Source organism: Qipengyuania sp. HL-TH1 (assembly GCF_036365825.1).
GTDB classification, from domain to species: domain Bacteria; phylum Pseudomonadota; class Alphaproteobacteria; order Sphingomonadales; family Sphingomonadaceae; genus Qipengyuania; species Qipengyuania profunda.
The window spans coordinates 2443996-2461507 of sequence record NZ_CP142675.1; the positions used below are offsets into that span (position 1 = coordinate 2443996).

Genomic DNA, 17512 nt, shown 5'->3' on the forward strand with positions numbered 1-17512 from the left:
GTCGACGAGGGTGCAATAGGGTCATGGGGCCATGAGAGCTTCGAGCGGGGCCATATCGCCCTTTTTCTGGCACGCCATGGCCCCGGATTGCCTGAAATCGCCTGACACATTCCGGGATAGGTGAGGCTCGAAAATGGCAGAATTCTGCCGTTTTGTCGACCCTTTTGGGATGGTTTGGAATGAGTTGATGGTGCCCAGAAGAGGACTCGAACCTCCACACCCTTGCGGATACATGCACCTGAAGCATGCGCGTCTACCAATTCCGCCATCTGGGCACACTGTCGCTGGCCGGTCGTCGTAGCACGGCTGCGGGTAGGCGCGGGCCACTAGCGAAGCAGTGGCTTACCTGTCAACGCCTTTCACACCCGCCGGAACGCTTGCGGCGCAGCGGGGGTTGAGGCTAGGGGCGTGGCGACACTTCTCCCTTCGAGGAAACAGGCGAATACCATGGCGAAAAGCGGCGCGTTGAACGGCAGACTGGTAGTGCTGATGGGCGGCAGCGGCTTTATCGGCAATTACGTGGCGCAGGCGCTGCTCGAGCGCGGTGCGCGGGTGCGGATCGCCAGCCGCAATCCCGAAAAGGCGTTCAAGCTCAAGCCGCTCGCCAACCTCGGCCAGATGCAGTTCGCGCGCTGCGATGCGAACGATCGCCAGTCGGTCGAGCGCTGCCTCGTCGGAGCGGATGCGGTGATCAACCTCGTCGGCGCATTTGGTGGCAATCTGCGCCGGCTGATGGGCGAAGCACCGGGCTGGATGGCCGAGGCCGCCGCGAAGGAAGGCGCAAGCGCGTTCGTCCATGTCAGCGCGATCGCGGCAGAGCTCGAGGAGGGCACCGAGATCGAATATGCCGCGGCCAAGAAGCTGGGCGAGGAGCGCGTGCTTGCCGCCTTTCCCAAGGCGACCATCCTGCGGCCGAGCATATTGTTCGGCAAGGACGACAATTTCATCAACATGTTCGCCGGGCTGATTTCGGCGCTGCCCGTGTTGCCGGTCTTCGCGCCCGAGGCGAAGCTGCAGCCGGTCTATGTCGACGATGTCGCCGAAGCGGCGGTGCGCGCGCTCGAGGACCCGGGCACGTTCGGCGGCAAGATCTACGAGCTTGGCGGGCCCGAGCAGATGTCGATGATGCAGATCAACGAGGCGATCGCCGCCGCGCAGCAGCGCAAGCGCACTTTCCTGGCGATGCCCGATGCGCTTTCGGCGACCTTTGCCGCGCTGCCGGGCACGCCGATGGGTAGCGACCAGTGGAAGCTGCTCAAGCAGGGCAATGTCGTCTCGGGCGAGTTTCCGGGGTTCGCGAAGCTGGGCATCGACCCCAAGCCGCTGGGCCTGTTCCTCGACAAATGGATGGTGCGCTACCGCAAGCACGGCCGCTTCACCGAAGCGCTGAACGGCTGAGCTAGGCCTCGCCCCCGGGCGGGCTATCGTCCTCGAGCAGCGCGACCGGCTCGACCAGCAGTTCGGCGCCATTGCTGCCGATGATGCGCACGCGCGCACCCGCCGCCGTATCCGCTCCGCGCGCGATCCATTCGCTATCACCCACCTTCACCCGGCCCGAGCCGCTTTCGATCGCCTGCGTCACCAGTGCGGTTTCGCCGTGGAGCCGGCCGACGCGGTTGTTGAGCAACGGGTCGGAGGAGCTGACCGGGCGGTCGCGCAGCCAGCGCTTTGCCGAAAAGGCGAGGATCAGCGAGAGCGACAGCCAGGCGATGATCTGCAGCGCCAGCGGGGGCGCCGAGACGAAGGCCAGCACCGCGATGCCCAGCGCCGCCATCGCCAGCCAGATCAGATAGACCCCGGGCACGACCATCTCGAGCGTGGCCAGGGCGAGGCCGAGGATCAGCCAGATCCAGTAGGATTCGATGCCATCCATCGCGGCTGTGCTCACTCGCCGCGCGAACGCGGGACGCTGGTGCGGCGCGGGGGCGTGGTATCGCGGCCGGCGGGGATCGGCATACCGCTGTCCACCGTACCCTCGACACCGTCGAACGTGCCCTTGATCAGTTCGCCGATACCGCCGAGCGAGCCGATCAGCTGGGTTGCTTCGACCGGGAACAGGATGGTCTTGGTGTTCGGGCTGTCGGCGAACTTGCCCACCGCCTTGGTGTATTCCTGCGCGATGAAGTAATTGATCGCCTGGTTGCCCGAGGAAGCGATGGCGTTGGAAACCATCTCGGTCGCCTTGGCTTCGGCCTGCGCCGCGCGCTCGCGCGCTTCGGCATCGCGGAACTGCGCTTCGCGTTTGCCCTCGGCTTCGAGGATGGCGGATTGCTTGCGGCCCTCGGCGCGCAGGATCGAGCTGGTCTTGTCGCCTTCGGCCTCGAGGATTTCGGCACGCTTGAGGCGTTCGGCCTTCATCTGCCGTGCCATGGCTTCGGAGATATCGACCGGCGGGCGGATGTCCTTGATTTCCACCCGGGTGATCTTGATCCCCCACGGCGAAGTGGCGTGATCGACCACGCTGAGCAGCCGGGCGTTGATCTCGTCCCGCTTCGACAGCGTCTCGTCGAGGTCCATCGAACCCATCACCGTGCGCAGATTGGTCGTCGTCAGCGCAAGGATCGCATTGTGGAGGCCCGACACCTCGTAAGCCGCCTTGCCCGCATCGAGCACCTGGAAGAACACCACCGCATCCACGCCGACCATGGCGTTGTCCTTGGTGATGATTTCCTGTCCCGGAATATCAAGCACCTGCTCCATCATGTTGATCTTGTGACCGACGCGATCGATGAAGGGGTAGATGATGTGCAGGCCGGGATCGGCGGCGAGGTGATATTTCCCGAGCCGTTCGATGGTGTAGACGAAGCCCTGTTTCACGATGCGCACGCCCATCACCAGGAACATGACAACGACCAGGACCAGCAGCATCAGGACAAGCGTACCACCAAGCATCACGACCCTCCTCTATTCGCCCGCATCGTAGCGCGCGTGGGGCTGGCGGCAAGCGAAAGCGGTCAGAGCGCCGCGGCGTAGGTTGCCAGCAAGCGCGCCCAGGCCCGCTCGGCCTCGGCTTCGTCGTAGGAGGGCGAATCGGGCACGCACCAGCCGTGGTCGGCGGGATAGACCTCGACCTCCGCAGCCGCGCCCACCGCATCGGCGGCCGCGCGGAATTCGGTCTTGGCCTCGGGCTCCTTGGCATCGTCGTTCTGCGCGATCGCGATCAGATAATGGGCGTCCTCGCGCAGCATGCGGTGCGGGCTGTCCGCGCCCTCGCGCACCAGGCCGCCGCCATGGAAACTGCCCGCCGCTTTCATTCGCGAAACCGCCGCCGTGCTCCACACGGTGAACGGACCGCCCATGCAATAGCCCTGCGTGCCGATACCACGCGCGGTATCGACGGCTTGCTGCGTATCGAGCCATGCGGTGGCGGCGCGCGCATCGGCCTGGATCGCGTCCGCATCGAGCTTTGCGCGCCACTGGCGCGCCTTGTCCCAGCCGCCATTGCCCGCGAAATCGGCGAAGTCGGCGAACTGCTCGCCTGCCACATCGCGGTAATAGGGATTGGCGACGAACACGGCATAGCCCGCGCCCGCCAGCCGCCGCGCCATCTGCCGCTTCGCCTCGCGCAGCCCGGCAATATCGGGCCAGAACAGCACGAGCGGGCTCGCCCTGTCTGCGGGATGGACGAAGAACCCGTCCATCGTCCCGCCGGGTGCGGCAAAGCTGACCATGCGCTCGGTCAGCCTGCCTGCCTCCGCCGGACGATCGACGCTGGCATCGACCGGCGCGCAAGCCGCCACGCCCGCCGCCAGCGCGCCGCCGCCGAAGGCCCGGCGCGATACTGTACCGCGCGCCCAGCGCGCCAGATCCTGTTCATCGCACATCGCTCGTCTCTCCTCGCAGTCCCGTTCGCGCCGATCCTCGCAGGGTGCAGCCTTATGGACAAGCCCGCGCATCGTCGGCAGGATAGGTTTCATAGAGCGACGCAAATGTCGCCGGGGAGAGGATGATGCGAGGGATCGGTTGGGCGGCAGTGGCCGCGCTGGGGTTTTGCGGGACGCTGGCTGGCTGCAAGATGGGTGCCGCGGACGCGCCCGAAGGCGGGATCGACACCGTCCGGCTGGTCAATGCAGGCAAGGACCCGGCCAACTGGATCACGCATGGTGGCAGCTATGCCGAACAGCGCTTCTCGCCGTTGGCCCAGATCGACCGCAACAGCGTGGGCGACCTCGGGCTCGCCTGGTTCTCCGACATGGACACCGCGCGCGGGCAGGAAGCCACCCCGCTGGTGATGGACGGCAAGCTCTATGTCACCACCGCGTGGAGCAAGGTCTTCGCCTATGACGCCGCGACCGGCGAACCGCTGTGGAGCTACGATCCGCAAGTGCCCGGCGAAACCGGGGTCAAAGCGTGCTGCGACGTGGTCAATCGCGGGCTGGCGGCTTGGGGAGACAAGCTCTTCTTCGGCACGCTCGACGGGCGGCTGGTCGCGCTCGACCGCGACACCGGCGCGGTGGCGTGGGAGAAGGTCACGGTCGACCAGGACAAGAGCTACACCATCACCGGCGCGCCGCGCGTGGTCGATGGCAAGGTGCTGATCGGAAATGGCGGCGCCGAGTTCGGCGTGCGCGGCTATATCGCGGCCTATGACGCGGCCGACGGGGAGGAGCTGTGGCGCTTCTACACCGTGCCCGGCGACGAGGCCGAGGACGCGCCCGACTATCTCAAGACCGCGGCCGAGACCTGGAGCGGCGATGCGCTGGCAGGCGAAAACGGCATCGGCGGCGGCGGCACGGTGTGGGATTCGATGGCCTACGATCCCGAGCTCGACCTGCTCTATTTCGGGGTCGGCAATGGCAGCCCGTGGAACCGCGCCTATCGCAGCCCCGGAGCAGACGGGCGCGGCGAAGGCGACAATCTCTACCTGTCGAGCATCGTCGCGATCCGGCCCGATACGGGCGAATATGTCTGGCACTACCAGACCACGCCGGGCGAAACCTGGGACTACACCGCCACGCAGCACATCGTGCTGGCCGATATGGAAATCGACGGGCGCAGCCGGCAGGTGCTGATGCAGGCGCCCAAGAACGGCTATTTCTACGTGCTCGACCGCGCGACGGGTGAGTTCATTTCGGCGGAGCCCTATATTCCGCTCAATTGGTCGACCGGGATGAGCGAGGATGGCCGGCCGCAGATGAACCCCGAAACGCGGATCGACATCACCGGCCAGCCCGCGCTGGTGATGCCCGGGCCGCTGGGCGGGCACAACTGGCACCCGATGGCGTACCACCCGGGCGAGAACCTCGTCTATATCCCCGCCTTCGAAGCCGCGATGCTCTATGCCCCCGAAGCGAACTGGAAACCCGACCGCGCGCGCGGCTTCAACATCGGCTTCGACCTCGGCGCAGGCGATTTGCCGCCCGATCTGGGCATCCGCCGCGAGGTGCAGGGCACGATCAAGGGCAAGCTGGTGGCGTGGGACCCGGTGGCGCAGGAAGCGCGCTGGAGCGTCGAACACCCCGGCCCGTGGAACGGCGGGTTGCTGGCGACCGGCGGCGGGCTGGTCTTCCAGGGCAATTCGGGCAGCGAGTTTGCCGCCTACAACTCGGCCACTGGCGAGCGGCTGTGGAGCTTCGCCGCGCAGACCGGCGTGGTCGCTCCGCCGATCACCTATACCGTCGATGGCGAGCAATATGTCGCGGTGCTGGCCGGATGGGGCGGCGCCTTCGCCCTGTCCGCCGACGGCGCGCTGATCGACAACCTGCACCCGGTGCGCAACATCAGCCGGTTGCTGGTATTCAAGCTGGGCGGGACCGCTGCCCTGCCCGAAGAACCCGATTTCGCGCTCGCGCCGCTCGACCCGCCGCTTTCCAAGGCGAGCGCGGAGGTGATCGAACTGGGACGCACGAAATACGCGCGCTATTGCGCGGTGTGCCACGCCCCGGGTGCGGTCGGATCGACCGAACTGCCCGACCTGCGCCGCTCGGGCGCGCTCGAAAACCGCACCGCATGGCTGCAGATCGTCCATGGCGGCGCACTGAGCGACAACGGCATGGCCAGCTTCGCCCCCTCGCTGAGCGAGGACGAGGTCGAGGCGGTGCGCCAATATGTCATCAAGCGCGCCAACGAGGACAAGGCGATGGAGGCGGAACGCGCCAAGACGCGCATCACGCGGCGCTGAGCGTGGCCGACCCGGCCGACATCCGGAACTGGCGCAGGCGACCAGACGGGATCACCACGTCGGGCAAGCTCGAGCCGGGCGATCCCGCGAGGCTGGCGGCCATCGGCGTGCGCCATGTCATCAATCTGGCGCTGGACGACCATCCCGAAGCGCTGGCGGATGAAGCGGCCGCGCTGGCGGCGGAGGGGATAGGCTACACGCATATCCCCGTGCCCTTCGACGCCCCTACCCGCGACCATGTCGCCCGGCTGGACCGCGCGCTGGCCGAGGCCGAGGGTCCGGTCCACGTCCATTGCATTATGAACTGGCGCGTGAGCGCCTTCTTCTACCTGCTCGATATCGCCGCCGGCATGGCCGAGCCCGAAGCCCGCGCGCGGATGGCTGCGATCTGGGATCCGCTTACCAGCGATGATCCGCGAGCAGCACCGTGGAAGGCGCTGCTCAGCCCCTGAACACCACGGTTCGCTGGCCGTTGAGCAGGACGCGCTCTTCCAGGTGGAGACGCACCGCTTCGGCGAGCACCCGGCTTTCGATGTCGCGGCCCTTGCGCACCAGCGCATCGGGGGTGTCGGCATGGCCGATGCTTTCGGCGTCCTGGTGGATGATCGGGCCTTCATCGAGATCGCCGGTGACGTAATGCGCGCTGGCGCCGATCATCTTGACCCCGCGCTCATAGGCCTGGTGATAGGGCTTGGCACCCTTGAAGCCGGGCAGGAAGCTGTGGTGGATATTGATGCAGCGCCCGGCGAAATGCGCCGCCTGTTCGTCCGACAGGATCTGCATATAGCGCGCCAGCACGATGAGTTCGGCCCCGCTCTGCTCGGCAATCGCGCGCACCTGCGCTTCCTGTGCTGGCTTGGTGTCGCGGGTGATCGGCAGATGGTGGAACGGGAGGTCGCCCAGATCGGTATGCTCGATCGCCTCGCGCGGATGGTTCGATACGATCGCCACCGGCTTCATCGGCAATTCGCCGATCCGCCAGCGATAGAGCAGGTCGGCCAGGCAATGGTCGAACTTGCTGACCATGATCAGCACGCGCCGCGGGCGGTCGCGCAGCGACAGCTTCCACTCCATTGCCAACTCGCTCGCCAGAGGGGCGAACTCGGCGCGGAAGGCATCGCGCGAGATCGCGCCCGGATCGAATTCGACGCGCATGAAGAAGGCGTCGCTCATCCGGTCGTTGAACTGCTGCGCTTCGAGGATATTGCCGCCGCGCTCGAACAGGAAGGAGGTGACGCGCGCGGTGATCCCGGGACGATCGGCGCAGGACAGGGTCAGGACGAATGGGTCGGGCATGCGCCCTCATGTGCGCCCCGCGCCCAACCGTGCAAGCGCAAACAGGCTTGGGCTTGCGCAATACAGGCTTGGTCAGTCGATCTCGAAGACCACCGTCTTCATGCCCGACTGGTGCAAGGCGCTTTCCACGATGTAACGTTCGGATTCGTCGAGCGCGGTCTCGCAGCCGACCACATGTGCGATCGGATCGCACAGCATGAAGGCCCTGTCCTCATGCGCGAGCTGGCGGATCGCGCGGACGATCGTGTCTTCCAGATAACGCGGCTCGGCGACTACCGAGGCCGCGTTCGAAAATTCGTGATTGGCGCGCTGGTCGGCAAAGGTTGCGGTGGCGCGATTGGTGACCTGCACGCGATCGCGATAGATGGCGACATCGAGGTCGAGCGGGCGAGGGGGCATATCAGCGACGCGCGAGCGCTGCTTCGCTTTGGGCCATCAGCTTGTCGATGATCGCGGCGACCGGTTCTTCTTCCTTGAGCATGCCGACCGATTGCCCGGCCATCAGGCTGCCGTTCTCGACATCGCCATCGATGACCGCGCGGCGCAATGCGCCCGCCCAGTAATGCTCGATCTGCAATTGCGCTTCGTTCATCGCGATCTCCTCGCGGTCCAGAACGCCGGCAACCTCGATCTGTTTCCGGGTAAATAGTTCACTTCCCTTGTTTTTTAGCGCGCGGACCGGGATCACCGGCAGGCGCGGATCGACCTGGACGCTGGCCACCGCGTCGCGGGCGCTGGCGCGGAAGAAGGCCTTCTTGAAATCGGGATGGGCGATGCTTTCCTGCGCGCAGGCGAAACGCGTGCCGAGCTGGACGCCCGCCGCACCCATTTCGAGATAGCCCGCGATCGCCTGCCCGCGCCCGATCCCACCGGCAACGAAGATCAGATGGTCTTCGGCCAGTTCGGGCAGCATTTCCTGCGCCAGTACGCTGGTCGATACGGGGCCGATATGGCCGCCCGCTTCCATCCCTTCGATCACCAGCGCATCGGCGCCCGAGCGCAGCAGCTTCTTGGCCAGCGCCAGCGTGGGCGCAAAGCAGATGACCTTGGCGGGGTTCTTGCCGCCCTTGATCGCCTCGACACTGCCCTTGGGCGGGATGCCGCCCGCCAGCACGACATGGCCCACCGCGTGCTTCTCGCACACGGCGATAAGGTCGAACAGGTCGGGATGCATGGTGATCAGGTTCACGCCGAAGGGCTTGTCGGTCAGCGCGCGGGTTGCGGCGATTTCGGCGTCGAGCAGGTCGGGCGTCATCGCCCCGCAGGCAATCACGCCGAAGCCGCCCGCATTGGAAATCGCGGAGACGAGCGTGCGCTCGGAAACCCAGCTCATCGCGCCGCACAGGATCGCGGTTTCGCTGCCGAGGAAATCTGCGCCGCGCTGCATCAGGCGGGCGGTCTTGGGATAGGTGCTCATGGCGGGGCGCTTACGGCGCGCGCGGGGCAACGGCAAGATGCTTAGAACCAGCCGGCCTTGGTCAGTTCGGCCATGCGGCTGCGCGCGACCGGGGCCACGATCCCGCGTGGCAGCACCAACCGGACGCTGCGCCCGTCGCGCTCGACACCCTCCACCGCATCGCGCGCCACCCACCAGCTGCGATGGACCTGCGCGCCGTCGATCCCGTCGAGTTCGCCCAGCGCATCGCGCAGGCGCAGCAGCACGAGGTCCGAGCCGAGCATGGTATGCGCGCGGACGTAGTGGTCCTCCATCTCAAGCGCGATCAGGTCGGACCCCAGTTCGGCCGGCAGGCGCTGCAGGAACGCGGGCCGCGGATCGTCTTGCCGGGCGGGCTGCGCGACAACAGGCGAGGTTGCGCCGGGTTGCGCGGGCGTATCTCCCTTGCCGCGTTCGAGCAGGTAGAACACCACGATGACGCTGGCTCCGATCACCAGCACGTTGAGATACGCAAGCAGCGCGTCTTCGAGCGTGGGTGCGGGGATCGGCCCGGGCAGGAATTCGATGGCCCAGATTGCCGCAGTCAGCGGAATGGTGGCGAGCATGGTCAAGCCGATCCACAGCCCCGCCTTGGGCAGCTGGAGCCGCACATGCAGCCACGCGACCAGCGGCGCCAGCGGACGGTAGAAGGCGTAGCCGACCCAAGCGAGGGCGACCCAGCTCACCAGCCGCAGCGCGAGCGGCGCGGTGGCGGTCCCGAACGGACCGATCATCGCCAGCACCAGCCCGATCACGGTCATCACCGAGAGGTCGATCACGAGCTTGCGGGCGATTCGCGCGGAAGCAGTCTGGGGCTGGTTCATGGCTGTGCAGACTAGTGCCCGTTCGCGCTTCGTAAAGTGGCCAAGCACCCGATTTGCGACCCTTTTGCGAAGCGGGCGCCCCATCCGCGCATGTCCCATTGCCCGCAAGTGGCGCGGTGCCACCACAGGGCCAACGACCCGCACTGGAGACCTACCGATGTTCGCATTCGCGCTTCCCGCCCCCTTCACCGCCCGCACGCCTTCCGCTTTCGATATCGGCCCGGTCAGCCGCGCGCTGGTGACGATCGTCGGCACCGTCATGACAGTGCTGTGCGTGGTCGCAATCGGGCGCGCGCTGGGCGGACTGACGCCCGAACTGCCGCGCCTGCGCAATGTGGCGATCGCGATCCACGTGGTGGCGGTGATCCCCGCGATCCCGCTGGGCGCCTATGTCCTGCTGACGCGCAAGGGCGATGCGCGGCACAAGCAGCTGGGCAAGATCTGGCTGCTCCTGATGCTGCTCACCGCGTTCTCGGCGATCTTCATCAAGACCGGCGGCAGCTACAGCCCGATCCATATCTTCGTGCCGCTGACGATCTTTTCCGCCTGGCGTTCGGTCGCGACCGCGCGGCGCGGCAATATTACCGGCCACAAGCGGCAGCTGGTGTTCACCTATCTCACCGGGCTGGTCTTTCCCGGCCTTGCCGCATTCCTGCTGCCGGGCCGGTTGATGAACGTCATGCTGTTCGGCTGAGCGGCTAGTCGCCGTAGTCGATGCGCACCTTATGCGCCGCCTCGCGCGCGATGCGGCGGGCCTCGTCGGTGTCGCCCGCGGTGGCCAGCGCCACGCCCATGCGGCGGTAGGGACGGCTGGTGGGCTTGGCGAAGATGCGGATATCGGCGCCGTCGACCATCGCCTCGGCCAGCCCGTCATAAGCCAGCGCCGCGCTGTCGCGTTCGGCGAGGATCACCGCGCTGGCGGCGGGGCGCGCGCGCGGCACGGGCGGAACCGGCAGCCCCATCACCGCGCGCGCATGGAGGTCGAATTCGGTGAGGTTCTGGCTGACCAGCGTGACCATGCCGGTGTCGTGCGGGCGCGGGGACAGCTCGGAAAAGATCACCTCCTCGCCCTTCACGAAGAACTCGACCCCGAACAGGCCGTAGCCGCCCAGATCGTCGACCACGGTGCGCGCCATGTCCTGCGCCCTGGCGATCGCCGCGTCGGTCATCGGCGTCGGCTGCCAGCTTTCCTGGTAATCGCCGCGTTCCTGCCGGTGGCCGATCGCCGGGCAGAAGCTGATGCCGTCCTTGTGGCGCACGGTCAGCAGCGTGATCTCGTAATCGAAATCGACGAATTGCTCGACGATCACGCGTTGGCGGTCGCCGCGCATGTTGGCGCAGGCATAGGCCCAGGCCGCTTCGAGCTCGGCCGCGTCGCGCACGGTCGACTGGCCCTTGCCCGATGACGACATGACCGGCTTGATCACGCAGGGCAAACCGGTGTGCTGCGCGGCCGCCTGCACTTCCTCGAAATTCTTGGCATAGCGATATCGGGAGGTGACGAGGCCCAGATCATTGGCCGCAAGGTCGCGGATCGCGTCGCGGTTCATGGTCAGCTGCGCGGCGCGCGCAGAGGGCACGACGGTGAAGCCTTCCTCCTCCAGTTCGGCCAGTACCGAAGTGCGGATCGCCTCGATCTCGGGGACGATGTAATCGGGCCGGTGCTTCTCGGCCGCCTCGCGCAGCTTGTCGCCATCGAGCATGGAGAACACTTCGCGTGCATCGGCCAGCTGCATGGCGGGCGCATCGTCATAGCTGTCGCAGGCGATGACATAGGCGCCAAGCCGCTTGGCCGATATCGCGAACTCGCGCCCCAGTTCGCCCGAGCCGAGCAGGAGGATCCGGGCAGTGTGGCTCATGCCGCCTCGTCGGCAGCGTCCAGCCCATAGGCGGTGTGGAGCACGCGGACCGCGAGTTCGGTCTCGTCCTCGTCGATCAGCACGCTGACCTTGATCTCGCTGGTGGTGATCGCCTGGATGTTGATCGCGCGGTCGGCCAGCGCCTTGAACATCGTGCTGGCGACGCCCGCGTGGCTCTTCATGCCGACACCGACGACGCTGATCTTGGCGACCTTGCTGTCGGTGATCAGGCGATTGTAGCCGATGTCGTCGCGCTTGTCCTCGAGCAGCGCCTGCGCGCGTGCAAGGTCGGCCTGCGGCACGGTGAAGGTCACGTCGGTCTCGCCCTTGTCGCGGCCGACGTTCTGGATGATCATGTCGACATTGATGCTCGCCGCGGCGAGCGGTTCGAAGATGTGGGCCACCGCGCCGGGTTTGTCGGGCACGCGGGTGAGGATCACCTTGGCCTCGTTCTTGTCATGCGCGATGCCGGTCACGTGCTGGCGTTCCATATCGCCCTTCTCCACCAGTGCGTTCATTTCTTCCTCCGACACGATCATCGTGCCGGGGTATTCGTCTGCGGGAACCGCGTCGTCGCCGACGAAGCTGGAGAGGACCTGCACGCGCACGCCCTCCTTCATCGCCAGCCCGACCGAGCGTGTCTGGAGCACCTTGGCCCCGACGCTGGCGAGTTCGAGCATTTCCTCATAGGTCACCGCGGTCTGCTTGCGCGCCTTGGCGACGATCCGCGGGTCGGTGGTATAGACACCGTCGACATCGGTATAGATGTCGCAGCGATCCGCGCCAATGGCTGCAGCCACCGCCACTGCGGACGTATCCGACCCGCCGCGGCCCAGCGTGGTCAGCCGGCCCTCGCCCGACAGGCCCTGGAAGCCGGGGATCACGGCGATCTCGCCGCGCTCCATGCTGGCAATCAGCGCGTCCGCATCGATGCTGTCGATCCGCGCCTTGGCATGCGCCTCGATCGTGTTGATCGGCATCTGCCAGCCAAGCCAGCTACGCGCCTGGCAACCGAGCGACTGCAGCGTCAGCGCCAGCAGTCCGCTGGTGACCTGTTCGCCGCTGGCCACCACCACGTCGTATTCCGCCGGGTCGTAGAGCGCATTGGCTTCGCGGCAGAAATTGACCAGCCGGTCGGTCTCGCCCGCCATGGCCGAAACCACCACCGCGACCTCGTGCCCGCGCGCCTGCTGCTTGCGCACGATATTGGCCACGCGCCGGATGCGTTCGGTCCCGGCCATCGAGGTGCCGCCAAATTTCATCACGATACGGGCCAAGCGTAGAGGTCTCCGTGCTGGAATGCGTCGAGCTAGGCTGCTAGCCAGAGGGCATGAGCGATGCAACCACACAGCCGCGTAGCAATACTTCGGCCGGCACAATTTCGGGCGCAACGATCCGCGCCGAGGAAGCCGCGCATTTCGGAAGGCTGGCCAAGGACTGGTGGGACCCCAAGGGCTCCTCGGCCATGCTCCACCGGCTCAACCCCGTGCGGCTGCAATTCCTGCGCGAGGCGATCGACCTGCACTGGGCAGGGGATATCGAGGCGCGCCAGCCGCTCGCGGGCAAGAGCGCGCTCGACGTCGGCTGCGGTGCCGGCTTGCTGTGCGAACCGCTGGCGCGGCTGGGGGCGGATGTCACCGGCGTCGATGCCGCGCCCGAAAACACCGCAGCAGCGGCGGTGCATGCCGAAGGCGCGGGGCTCGATATCCGCTATATTGCGGGCGAGGTCGGTTCGCTCGATCTCGGCACGTTCGACCTCGTCACTGCAATGGAAGTGATCGAACATGTTGCCGACAAGAGCGCCTTCGTGGCAGCGCTGGCCGGCCGGCTGGCGCCGGGAGGGCTGATGGTGCTGTCGACGCCCAACCGCACGCCGCAATCGCGGCTACTGATGATCGGCGCGGCGGAAGGGATCGGACTGATCCCCAAGGGCACGCATCACTGGGACGATTTCATCACGCCCGAGGAACTGGACGAATTGCTCGGCGATGCGGGCCTCGACATGGGGACGCCGCGCGGGATCGGCTTCTCACCCGCCAGGGGGCTGCATCTGTCCGGCGATCTGTCGCTGAACTATATCGTCACCGCCCGAGCGCGCTGACCACCAGCGCGGGATCGTCGGTGAAGACACCGTTGGCGCCTGCCGCCACGACCATTCCCACCAGCGCGGCGAGATCGCCCTGCGCGGCGGCATCGCTGCCTTTCTTCAAAGCGGGCGGCAGGAAGGCGTTCTCCTTTCGCAGGGTCCACGGATGGACCGCCAGCCCCGCGGCATGCGCATCGCCGATCAGCGCAGTCGGACTTCCATCCGCAGCAAGGACATGGCCCAGATAGGGGCCGATACCATCGGCATATCGCGCCACATCGGCGAGACCGCTGGGCGTCAGCAATTCGTCCCAGGTGATCGCGGGTTCGTCATAGGGGCCGCCCTCGACCGCGATCAGCAGCACCAGCGGGCTCTCGACCAGCGCGTCCAGCCGCTGCAGCGGGCCGATCTCGAAGACCTGCACGAACACGCGATCATCGGCGTCGTCGAGATCGGCCTTGCGCAGCGCGGTGGCGAGCAGGTCGACCGTGTCGATCCCTTCTTCCTGCAGCAGCCAGGTGGGGTGCTTGAGCTCGGGATAGATGCCGATCGCGCGGCCCGTTTCGGCCTCCTTCGCCCGCACCAGCGTCACGATCTCTTCGAAGGTCGGGATCTGGTAGAGCCCGTCGAACCGCGCATTGGCCGGGCGCAATCCGGGCAGTCGTTCCTTCACGCGCAGGCTGCGCAATTCGGCCAGCGTGAAATCCTCGGCGAACCAGCCGGTCACCAGCCGCCCCTCGATCGTCTTCGACCGCTTGCGATCGGCAAATTCCTCGCGCACGCCGACATCGGTCGTCTCGCCGATCTCGGTCTCGTGCCGCGCGACCAGCCGCATGTCCTTCGTCGCGACAAGGTCGGGCTCGATATAGTCCGCGCCCTGGTCGATCGCGCGCTCATAGGCCGCCAGCGTATGCTCGGGCCGTTCGCCGCTGGCGCCGCGATGCGCGATGACGAGAAAGTCGCCCTCAGCCGCAGCGGCCGCGGCCGCGGGGACGGCACCGAGTGCCGCGAGGATCAGGAAAAGTGCGCGGACCATTCGTCTTCCTTGAAACCGACCAGCAGGGCCCCGCCGTCTTCGACGATCGGGCGTTTGATCATGGACGGATTGTCTTGCAGCAATTGGACGGCCTTCGCCGCATCGACATCGGCCTTGTCGGCCTCGGGCAGCTTGCGCCAGGTGGTCCCGCGGCGGTTGAGTACGGTATCGACCCCCGCCGTTTCGATCCATGCGGCCAGCCTGGCCGGATCGGCGCCCTGCTTCTTGTAATCGTGAAACGCGAAATCGACGCCCTGCGCGTCGAGCCATTTGCGCGCCTTCTTGACCGTGTCGCAATTGGGAATGCCGTAAAGGATAGTCTCAGTCACTGATCTGTCCGCTTCTGGTTGGAACGCGCTTCGCTAACGGCTTGCGCAGCGCTTGAACAGGCCGCCGGGGCGCGAACCCCGGCGGCGCTGTCAGATCAGTCGCCGAAGCGCGCGGTCAGCTGGACGCCGAAGAAGCGCGGTTCCGCCGGGATGAAGGTCGGAATGCCGAAGGCCCCGCCGGTATTGCCCGCATCGAGCAGATAGTCTTCGTCGAAAGCGTTGCGGATGAATCCGGCGATCTCGTAGCGGTCGTCGGCGAAGCTCACCCCCGCGCGCGCATTCACCAGCGTGACCGGGCCTTGCGAGGTCACTTCGCTGTTGGGCACTTCGAAATATATCCGGCTGCGATGCGTAATGCTGGGGGTGGCGAACAGCCGCGCCCCGCCGCCGAGCGGGTAGTCGACAGTGAAGCCGGCCGCGGCCTGCCATTCGGGCTGTAAGCGGAAACGCGCGCCCGAAAATTCGGGGGCAAAGCTGTTATCCTCGTCGATCCCGCCGTCGATATAGCCGACATTGCCGAAGAAGCTGAGCCAGTCGGTCGCCTCGACCGCGATTTCGGCCTCGACACCCAGATTGGACGCCGCACCGGCGCTCTGGGTGATGAAACCGCCGGTCGGGTTACCGTCGGGGTCCAGCTCCTCGACCGACACCTGGAAATTGTCATAGACCTGGTAATAGACGCCCAGCGAGCCCGAGACCCTGCCGGTGGCAAGCTTGATACCGCCTTCGTAGTTCCACACCGTTTCCCGGGCAACAAGCTGCAGCGTGGTGGACTGCTGCACCACCGGCGAGCGGCGGCCCTTGGAGACGGTGGCGAAGACGTTCACTTCGGGTGAGATCCGGTAGAGCACGTTGAAGCGCGGGAGCCACGCATCGAAGTCGGCTTCGCCGATGAAGGTCTCCCCCCGGTATCGACCTGCCCGGGGATCAACGGTGCGCCCGACAGCACCGAATTGGGAACATCGGTGCGATAGCCCGACTGACGGTTTTCGCGCAGATACCGCAGACCGGCGGTCAGTTCGAGCGCGTCGGTGGCCAGCCAGGTGGCATCGGCGAAGACCGAGTAAGTGTCGTTCTGCCCCTGGTTCTCGAACATCGAGCGGTAGGGGATGGCAGTGGCGGCGCCGCCGGTCGCGAGGCCGGTGACCGCGCTGGCCGGTACGCTGCCGTCGGGCGCGACGCAGGGGATACCCGGGATCAGCGGCGCGCCGAACAGGCTGGTCAGGCACTGGAGGAAGGTGCCTTCCTCGGTCGAGAAGGGGACGTTCTGCAACCCGTCCTCGGTAAAGACGTTCCAGCCGAAGGAACCGCGCAGATCCATGCCCGAATAGCTGAACCGGCCTTCATGGCTGAACTGCTCGCCCTCGGCGATCTCGGCGAATTCGAGGAAGGGCGCGGCCGAACCGTCGGCATCGAACACTTCGGCGCTGTCGAACTTGCGGTAGCCATTGACCGTGGTGAAGGTCCAGCTGTCGGCAAATTCCCACTCGGCGGTGAGGTTCACATCATAGACCTCGCGGTTGAGGCCGAGCTGGTCGTCGCCCAGCGCCGCGCCCAAAAAGGGCGAGCCGCCCAGATTGGCGTCTTCGAAGGCATTGTCGCGCCCGCCGGGCGCACCGGCGAAAGCGGGGAAAGTGCCCGAGATGAAGGGCGTGCCGCCGTTGCGCTGCTGGTCGTAGGTCCCGATCAGGTCGATCGTGAGGTCGGATGTCGGGGTGAAGCGCAGCGAGCCGCGCAGGCCGAGTTGGTCCTGCGCATAGAGTTCTTCCTCCTGGCTGGCGGCGAGGTTCTCGACATAACCGTCGCGCGTACGCCATTCGAACGCCAGCCGTCCGGCGATCACATCGTTGCCGGCATTGAGATAGCCGCCGAGCAGCGTCTGGTCGAAATTGCCGTAGCCGCCGGTGATCTCGCCCGAGAAGCCTTCGCGCGGCCGCGCCGATACGAGGCTGATCGCGCCGACCGCCGAGGCAGTGCCGAACAACGTCGCCTGCGGGCCCTTGATCACCTCGACCCGCTCGAGATCGTAGATCGCCTGGTACGACCCGCGCGAACGCGAGATGTCGACGCCGTTGTAATAGAGTGTGACGCGCGGCCCCTGCTGCGAGGAACCCGAATCCGAGGTGATCCCGCGGATCACGATGCCGGGATTGTTGGCGCTCTGCTCCTGGATGTTGAGCCCCGGAACATAGTTCGACAGCTCGTCCAGATCCGACACGCCGAGTTCCTCGATCCGGTCCCCGGTCACCGCCGAAATGGTGATCGGCACATCCTGCGCGCGCTGTTCGATCTTCTGCGAAGTGACAATGATCGTGGTGCTGCTGGCGGGCTGGTCCGCGGCCGGCACCTCCTGCGCCATCAGCGGAGCGGGAACGAGAGCGATGGAAGCAAGCAAGGCGCTGCGAAAAGCTGGGAATGTCATGGAAGGCCCCTGTCGTTGGATTGGATCGCAACGCGCCTAGCCCCGCCTTGTGACACACCGGCGGCGAAAGTCTTTCAATTATAAGAAGGAATTGGGACAGCTTT

General features: G+C 66.3%; 16 protein-coding genes, 1 tRNA gene and 1 pseudogene. 5 read left to right on the top strand and 13 right to left on the bottom strand.

Annotated features, from left to right (window positions below; all coding sequences use genetic code 11):
* Positions 1 to 188: 188 nt before the first annotated feature.
* A tRNA-Leu gene (locus VWN43_RS12590) sits at positions 189 to 275 on the bottom strand.
* Between the two features lie 172 nt (positions 276 to 447).
* Between VWN43_RS12590 and VWN43_RS12595 the strand changes: the two genes are divergently transcribed.
* A complete protein-coding gene (locus tag VWN43_RS12595; RefSeq protein ID WP_320181538.1) occupies positions 448 to 1398 on the top strand; it encodes a complex I NDUFA9 subunit family protein in 951 nt (316 codons plus the stop codon).
* A gap of 1 nt (position 1399) precedes the next feature.
* Here the strand turns inward: VWN43_RS12595 and VWN43_RS12600 are convergent, their stop codons facing one another.
* The 3 genes from VWN43_RS12600 to VWN43_RS12610 all read right to left on the bottom strand — a co-directional run bounded on the left by VWN43_RS12600 (position 1400) and on the right by VWN43_RS12610 (position 3824).
* Positions 1400 to 1873 (bottom strand): NfeD family protein, encoded by a 474-nt coding sequence (locus VWN43_RS12600; protein WP_320181537.1) that lies wholly within the window; start codon positions 1871 to 1873, stop codon positions 1400 to 1402.
* 11 nt (positions 1874 to 1884) lie between these two features.
* Positions 1885 to 2892, bottom strand: a complete 1008-nt coding sequence (locus VWN43_RS12605; protein ID WP_320181536.1) for an SPFH domain-containing protein — start codon at positions 2890 to 2892, stop codon at positions 1885 to 1887.
* Positions 2893 to 2954: 62 nt separating this feature from the next.
* Complete coding sequence (locus tag VWN43_RS12610; RefSeq protein WP_320181535.1) at positions 2955 to 3824, bottom strand: dienelactone hydrolase family protein; 870 nt, start codon at positions 3822 to 3824, stop codon at positions 2955 to 2957.
* Between the two features lie 122 nt (positions 3825 to 3946).
* Between VWN43_RS12610 and VWN43_RS12615 the strand changes: the two genes are divergently transcribed.
* Positions 3947 to 6121 (top strand): PQQ-dependent dehydrogenase, methanol/ethanol family, encoded by a 2175-nt coding sequence (locus VWN43_RS12615; RefSeq protein ID WP_320181534.1) that lies wholly within the window; start codon positions 3947 to 3949, stop codon positions 6119 to 6121.
* A 2-nt stretch (positions 6122 to 6123) separates the two neighbouring features.
* Positions 6124 to 6573 (top strand): protein tyrosine phosphatase family protein, encoded by a 450-nt coding sequence (locus VWN43_RS12620; protein WP_320181533.1) that lies wholly within the window; start codon positions 6124 to 6126, stop codon positions 6571 to 6573.
* Here the strand turns inward: VWN43_RS12620 and purU are convergent.
* The 4 genes from purU to VWN43_RS12640 form a co-directional block, all read right to left on the bottom strand.
* A complete protein-coding gene (gene purU, locus VWN43_RS12625) occupies positions 6563 to 7417 on the bottom strand; it encodes a formyltetrahydrofolate deformylase (protein WP_320181532.1) in 855 nt (284 codons plus the stop codon). The two genes, VWN43_RS12620 and purU, sit on opposite strands and share 11 nt — an antisense overlap.
* Before the next feature lie 72 nt (positions 7418 to 7489).
* Complete coding sequence (locus VWN43_RS12630; RefSeq protein WP_253521836.1) at positions 7490 to 7816, bottom strand: hypothetical protein; 327 nt, start codon at positions 7814 to 7816, stop codon at positions 7490 to 7492.
* Position 7817: 1 nt separating this feature from the next.
* Positions 7818 to 8834, bottom strand: coding sequence for an NAD(P)H-dependent flavin oxidoreductase (locus VWN43_RS12635; protein WP_320181531.1), 1017 nt, complete (start codon positions 8832 to 8834; stop codon positions 7818 to 7820).
* A 41-nt stretch (positions 8835 to 8875) separates the two neighbouring features.
* The gene (locus VWN43_RS12640; protein WP_320181530.1) at positions 8876 to 9676 is read right to left on the bottom strand and encodes a LytTR family DNA-binding domain-containing protein; all 801 of its coding nucleotides are present in this window, start codon (positions 9674 to 9676) and stop codon (positions 8876 to 8878) included.
* A gap of 157 nt (positions 9677 to 9833) precedes the next feature.
* Between VWN43_RS12640 and VWN43_RS12645 the strand changes: the two genes are divergently transcribed.
* Positions 9834 to 10370 (top strand): DUF2306 domain-containing protein, encoded by a 537-nt coding sequence (locus VWN43_RS12645; RefSeq protein ID WP_320181529.1) that lies wholly within the window; start codon positions 9834 to 9836, stop codon positions 10368 to 10370.
* Positions 10371 to 10374: 4 nt separating this feature from the next.
* Here the strand turns inward: VWN43_RS12645 and purT are convergent, their stop codons facing one another.
* Both purT and VWN43_RS12655 read right to left on the bottom strand, forming a co-directional pair.
* On the bottom strand, positions 10375 to 11535 hold the full coding sequence (gene purT / locus VWN43_RS12650; RefSeq protein ID WP_320181528.1) for a formate-dependent phosphoribosylglycinamide formyltransferase: 1161 nt from the start codon (positions 11533 to 11535) through the stop codon (positions 10375 to 10377).
* Positions 11532 to 12812, bottom strand: a complete 1281-nt coding sequence (locus tag VWN43_RS12655) for an aspartate kinase (protein ID WP_050601771.1) — start codon at positions 12810 to 12812, stop codon at positions 11532 to 11534. The genes purT and VWN43_RS12655 overlap by 4 nt, the downstream gene beginning before the upstream one ends.
* 53 nt (positions 12813 to 12865) lie before the next feature.
* On the opposite strand from VWN43_RS12655, the gene ubiG reads away from it, so the two are divergent.
* Positions 12866 to 13636, top strand: a complete 771-nt coding sequence (ubiG, locus tag VWN43_RS12660; RefSeq protein WP_320181527.1) for a bifunctional 2-polyprenyl-6-hydroxyphenol methylase/3-demethylubiquinol 3-O-methyltransferase UbiG — start codon at positions 12866 to 12868, stop codon at positions 13634 to 13636.
* Here the strand turns inward: ubiG and VWN43_RS12665 are convergent.
* The 3 genes and pseudogenes from VWN43_RS12665 to VWN43_RS12675 form a co-directional block, all read right to left on the bottom strand.
* The gene (locus tag VWN43_RS12665; protein WP_320181526.1) at positions 13617 to 14657 is read right to left on the bottom strand and encodes a glycerophosphodiester phosphodiesterase family protein; all 1041 of its coding nucleotides are present in this window, start codon (positions 14655 to 14657) and stop codon (positions 13617 to 13619) included. The two genes, ubiG and VWN43_RS12665, sit on opposite strands and share 20 nt — an antisense overlap.
* Positions 14636 to 14986 carry an ArsC family reductase gene (locus VWN43_RS12670; RefSeq protein WP_320181525.1) on the bottom strand — a complete coding sequence of 117 codons (351 nt, stop codon included), beginning with the start codon at positions 14984 to 14986 and terminating at the stop codon, positions 14636 to 14638. The genes VWN43_RS12665 and VWN43_RS12670 overlap by 22 nt, the downstream gene beginning before the upstream one ends.
* Before the next feature lie 95 nt (positions 14987 to 15081).
* A pseudogene (locus VWN43_RS12675) lies at positions 15082 to 17408 on the bottom strand (TonB-dependent receptor).
* Between the last annotated feature and the right edge of the window lie 104 nt (positions 17409 to 17512).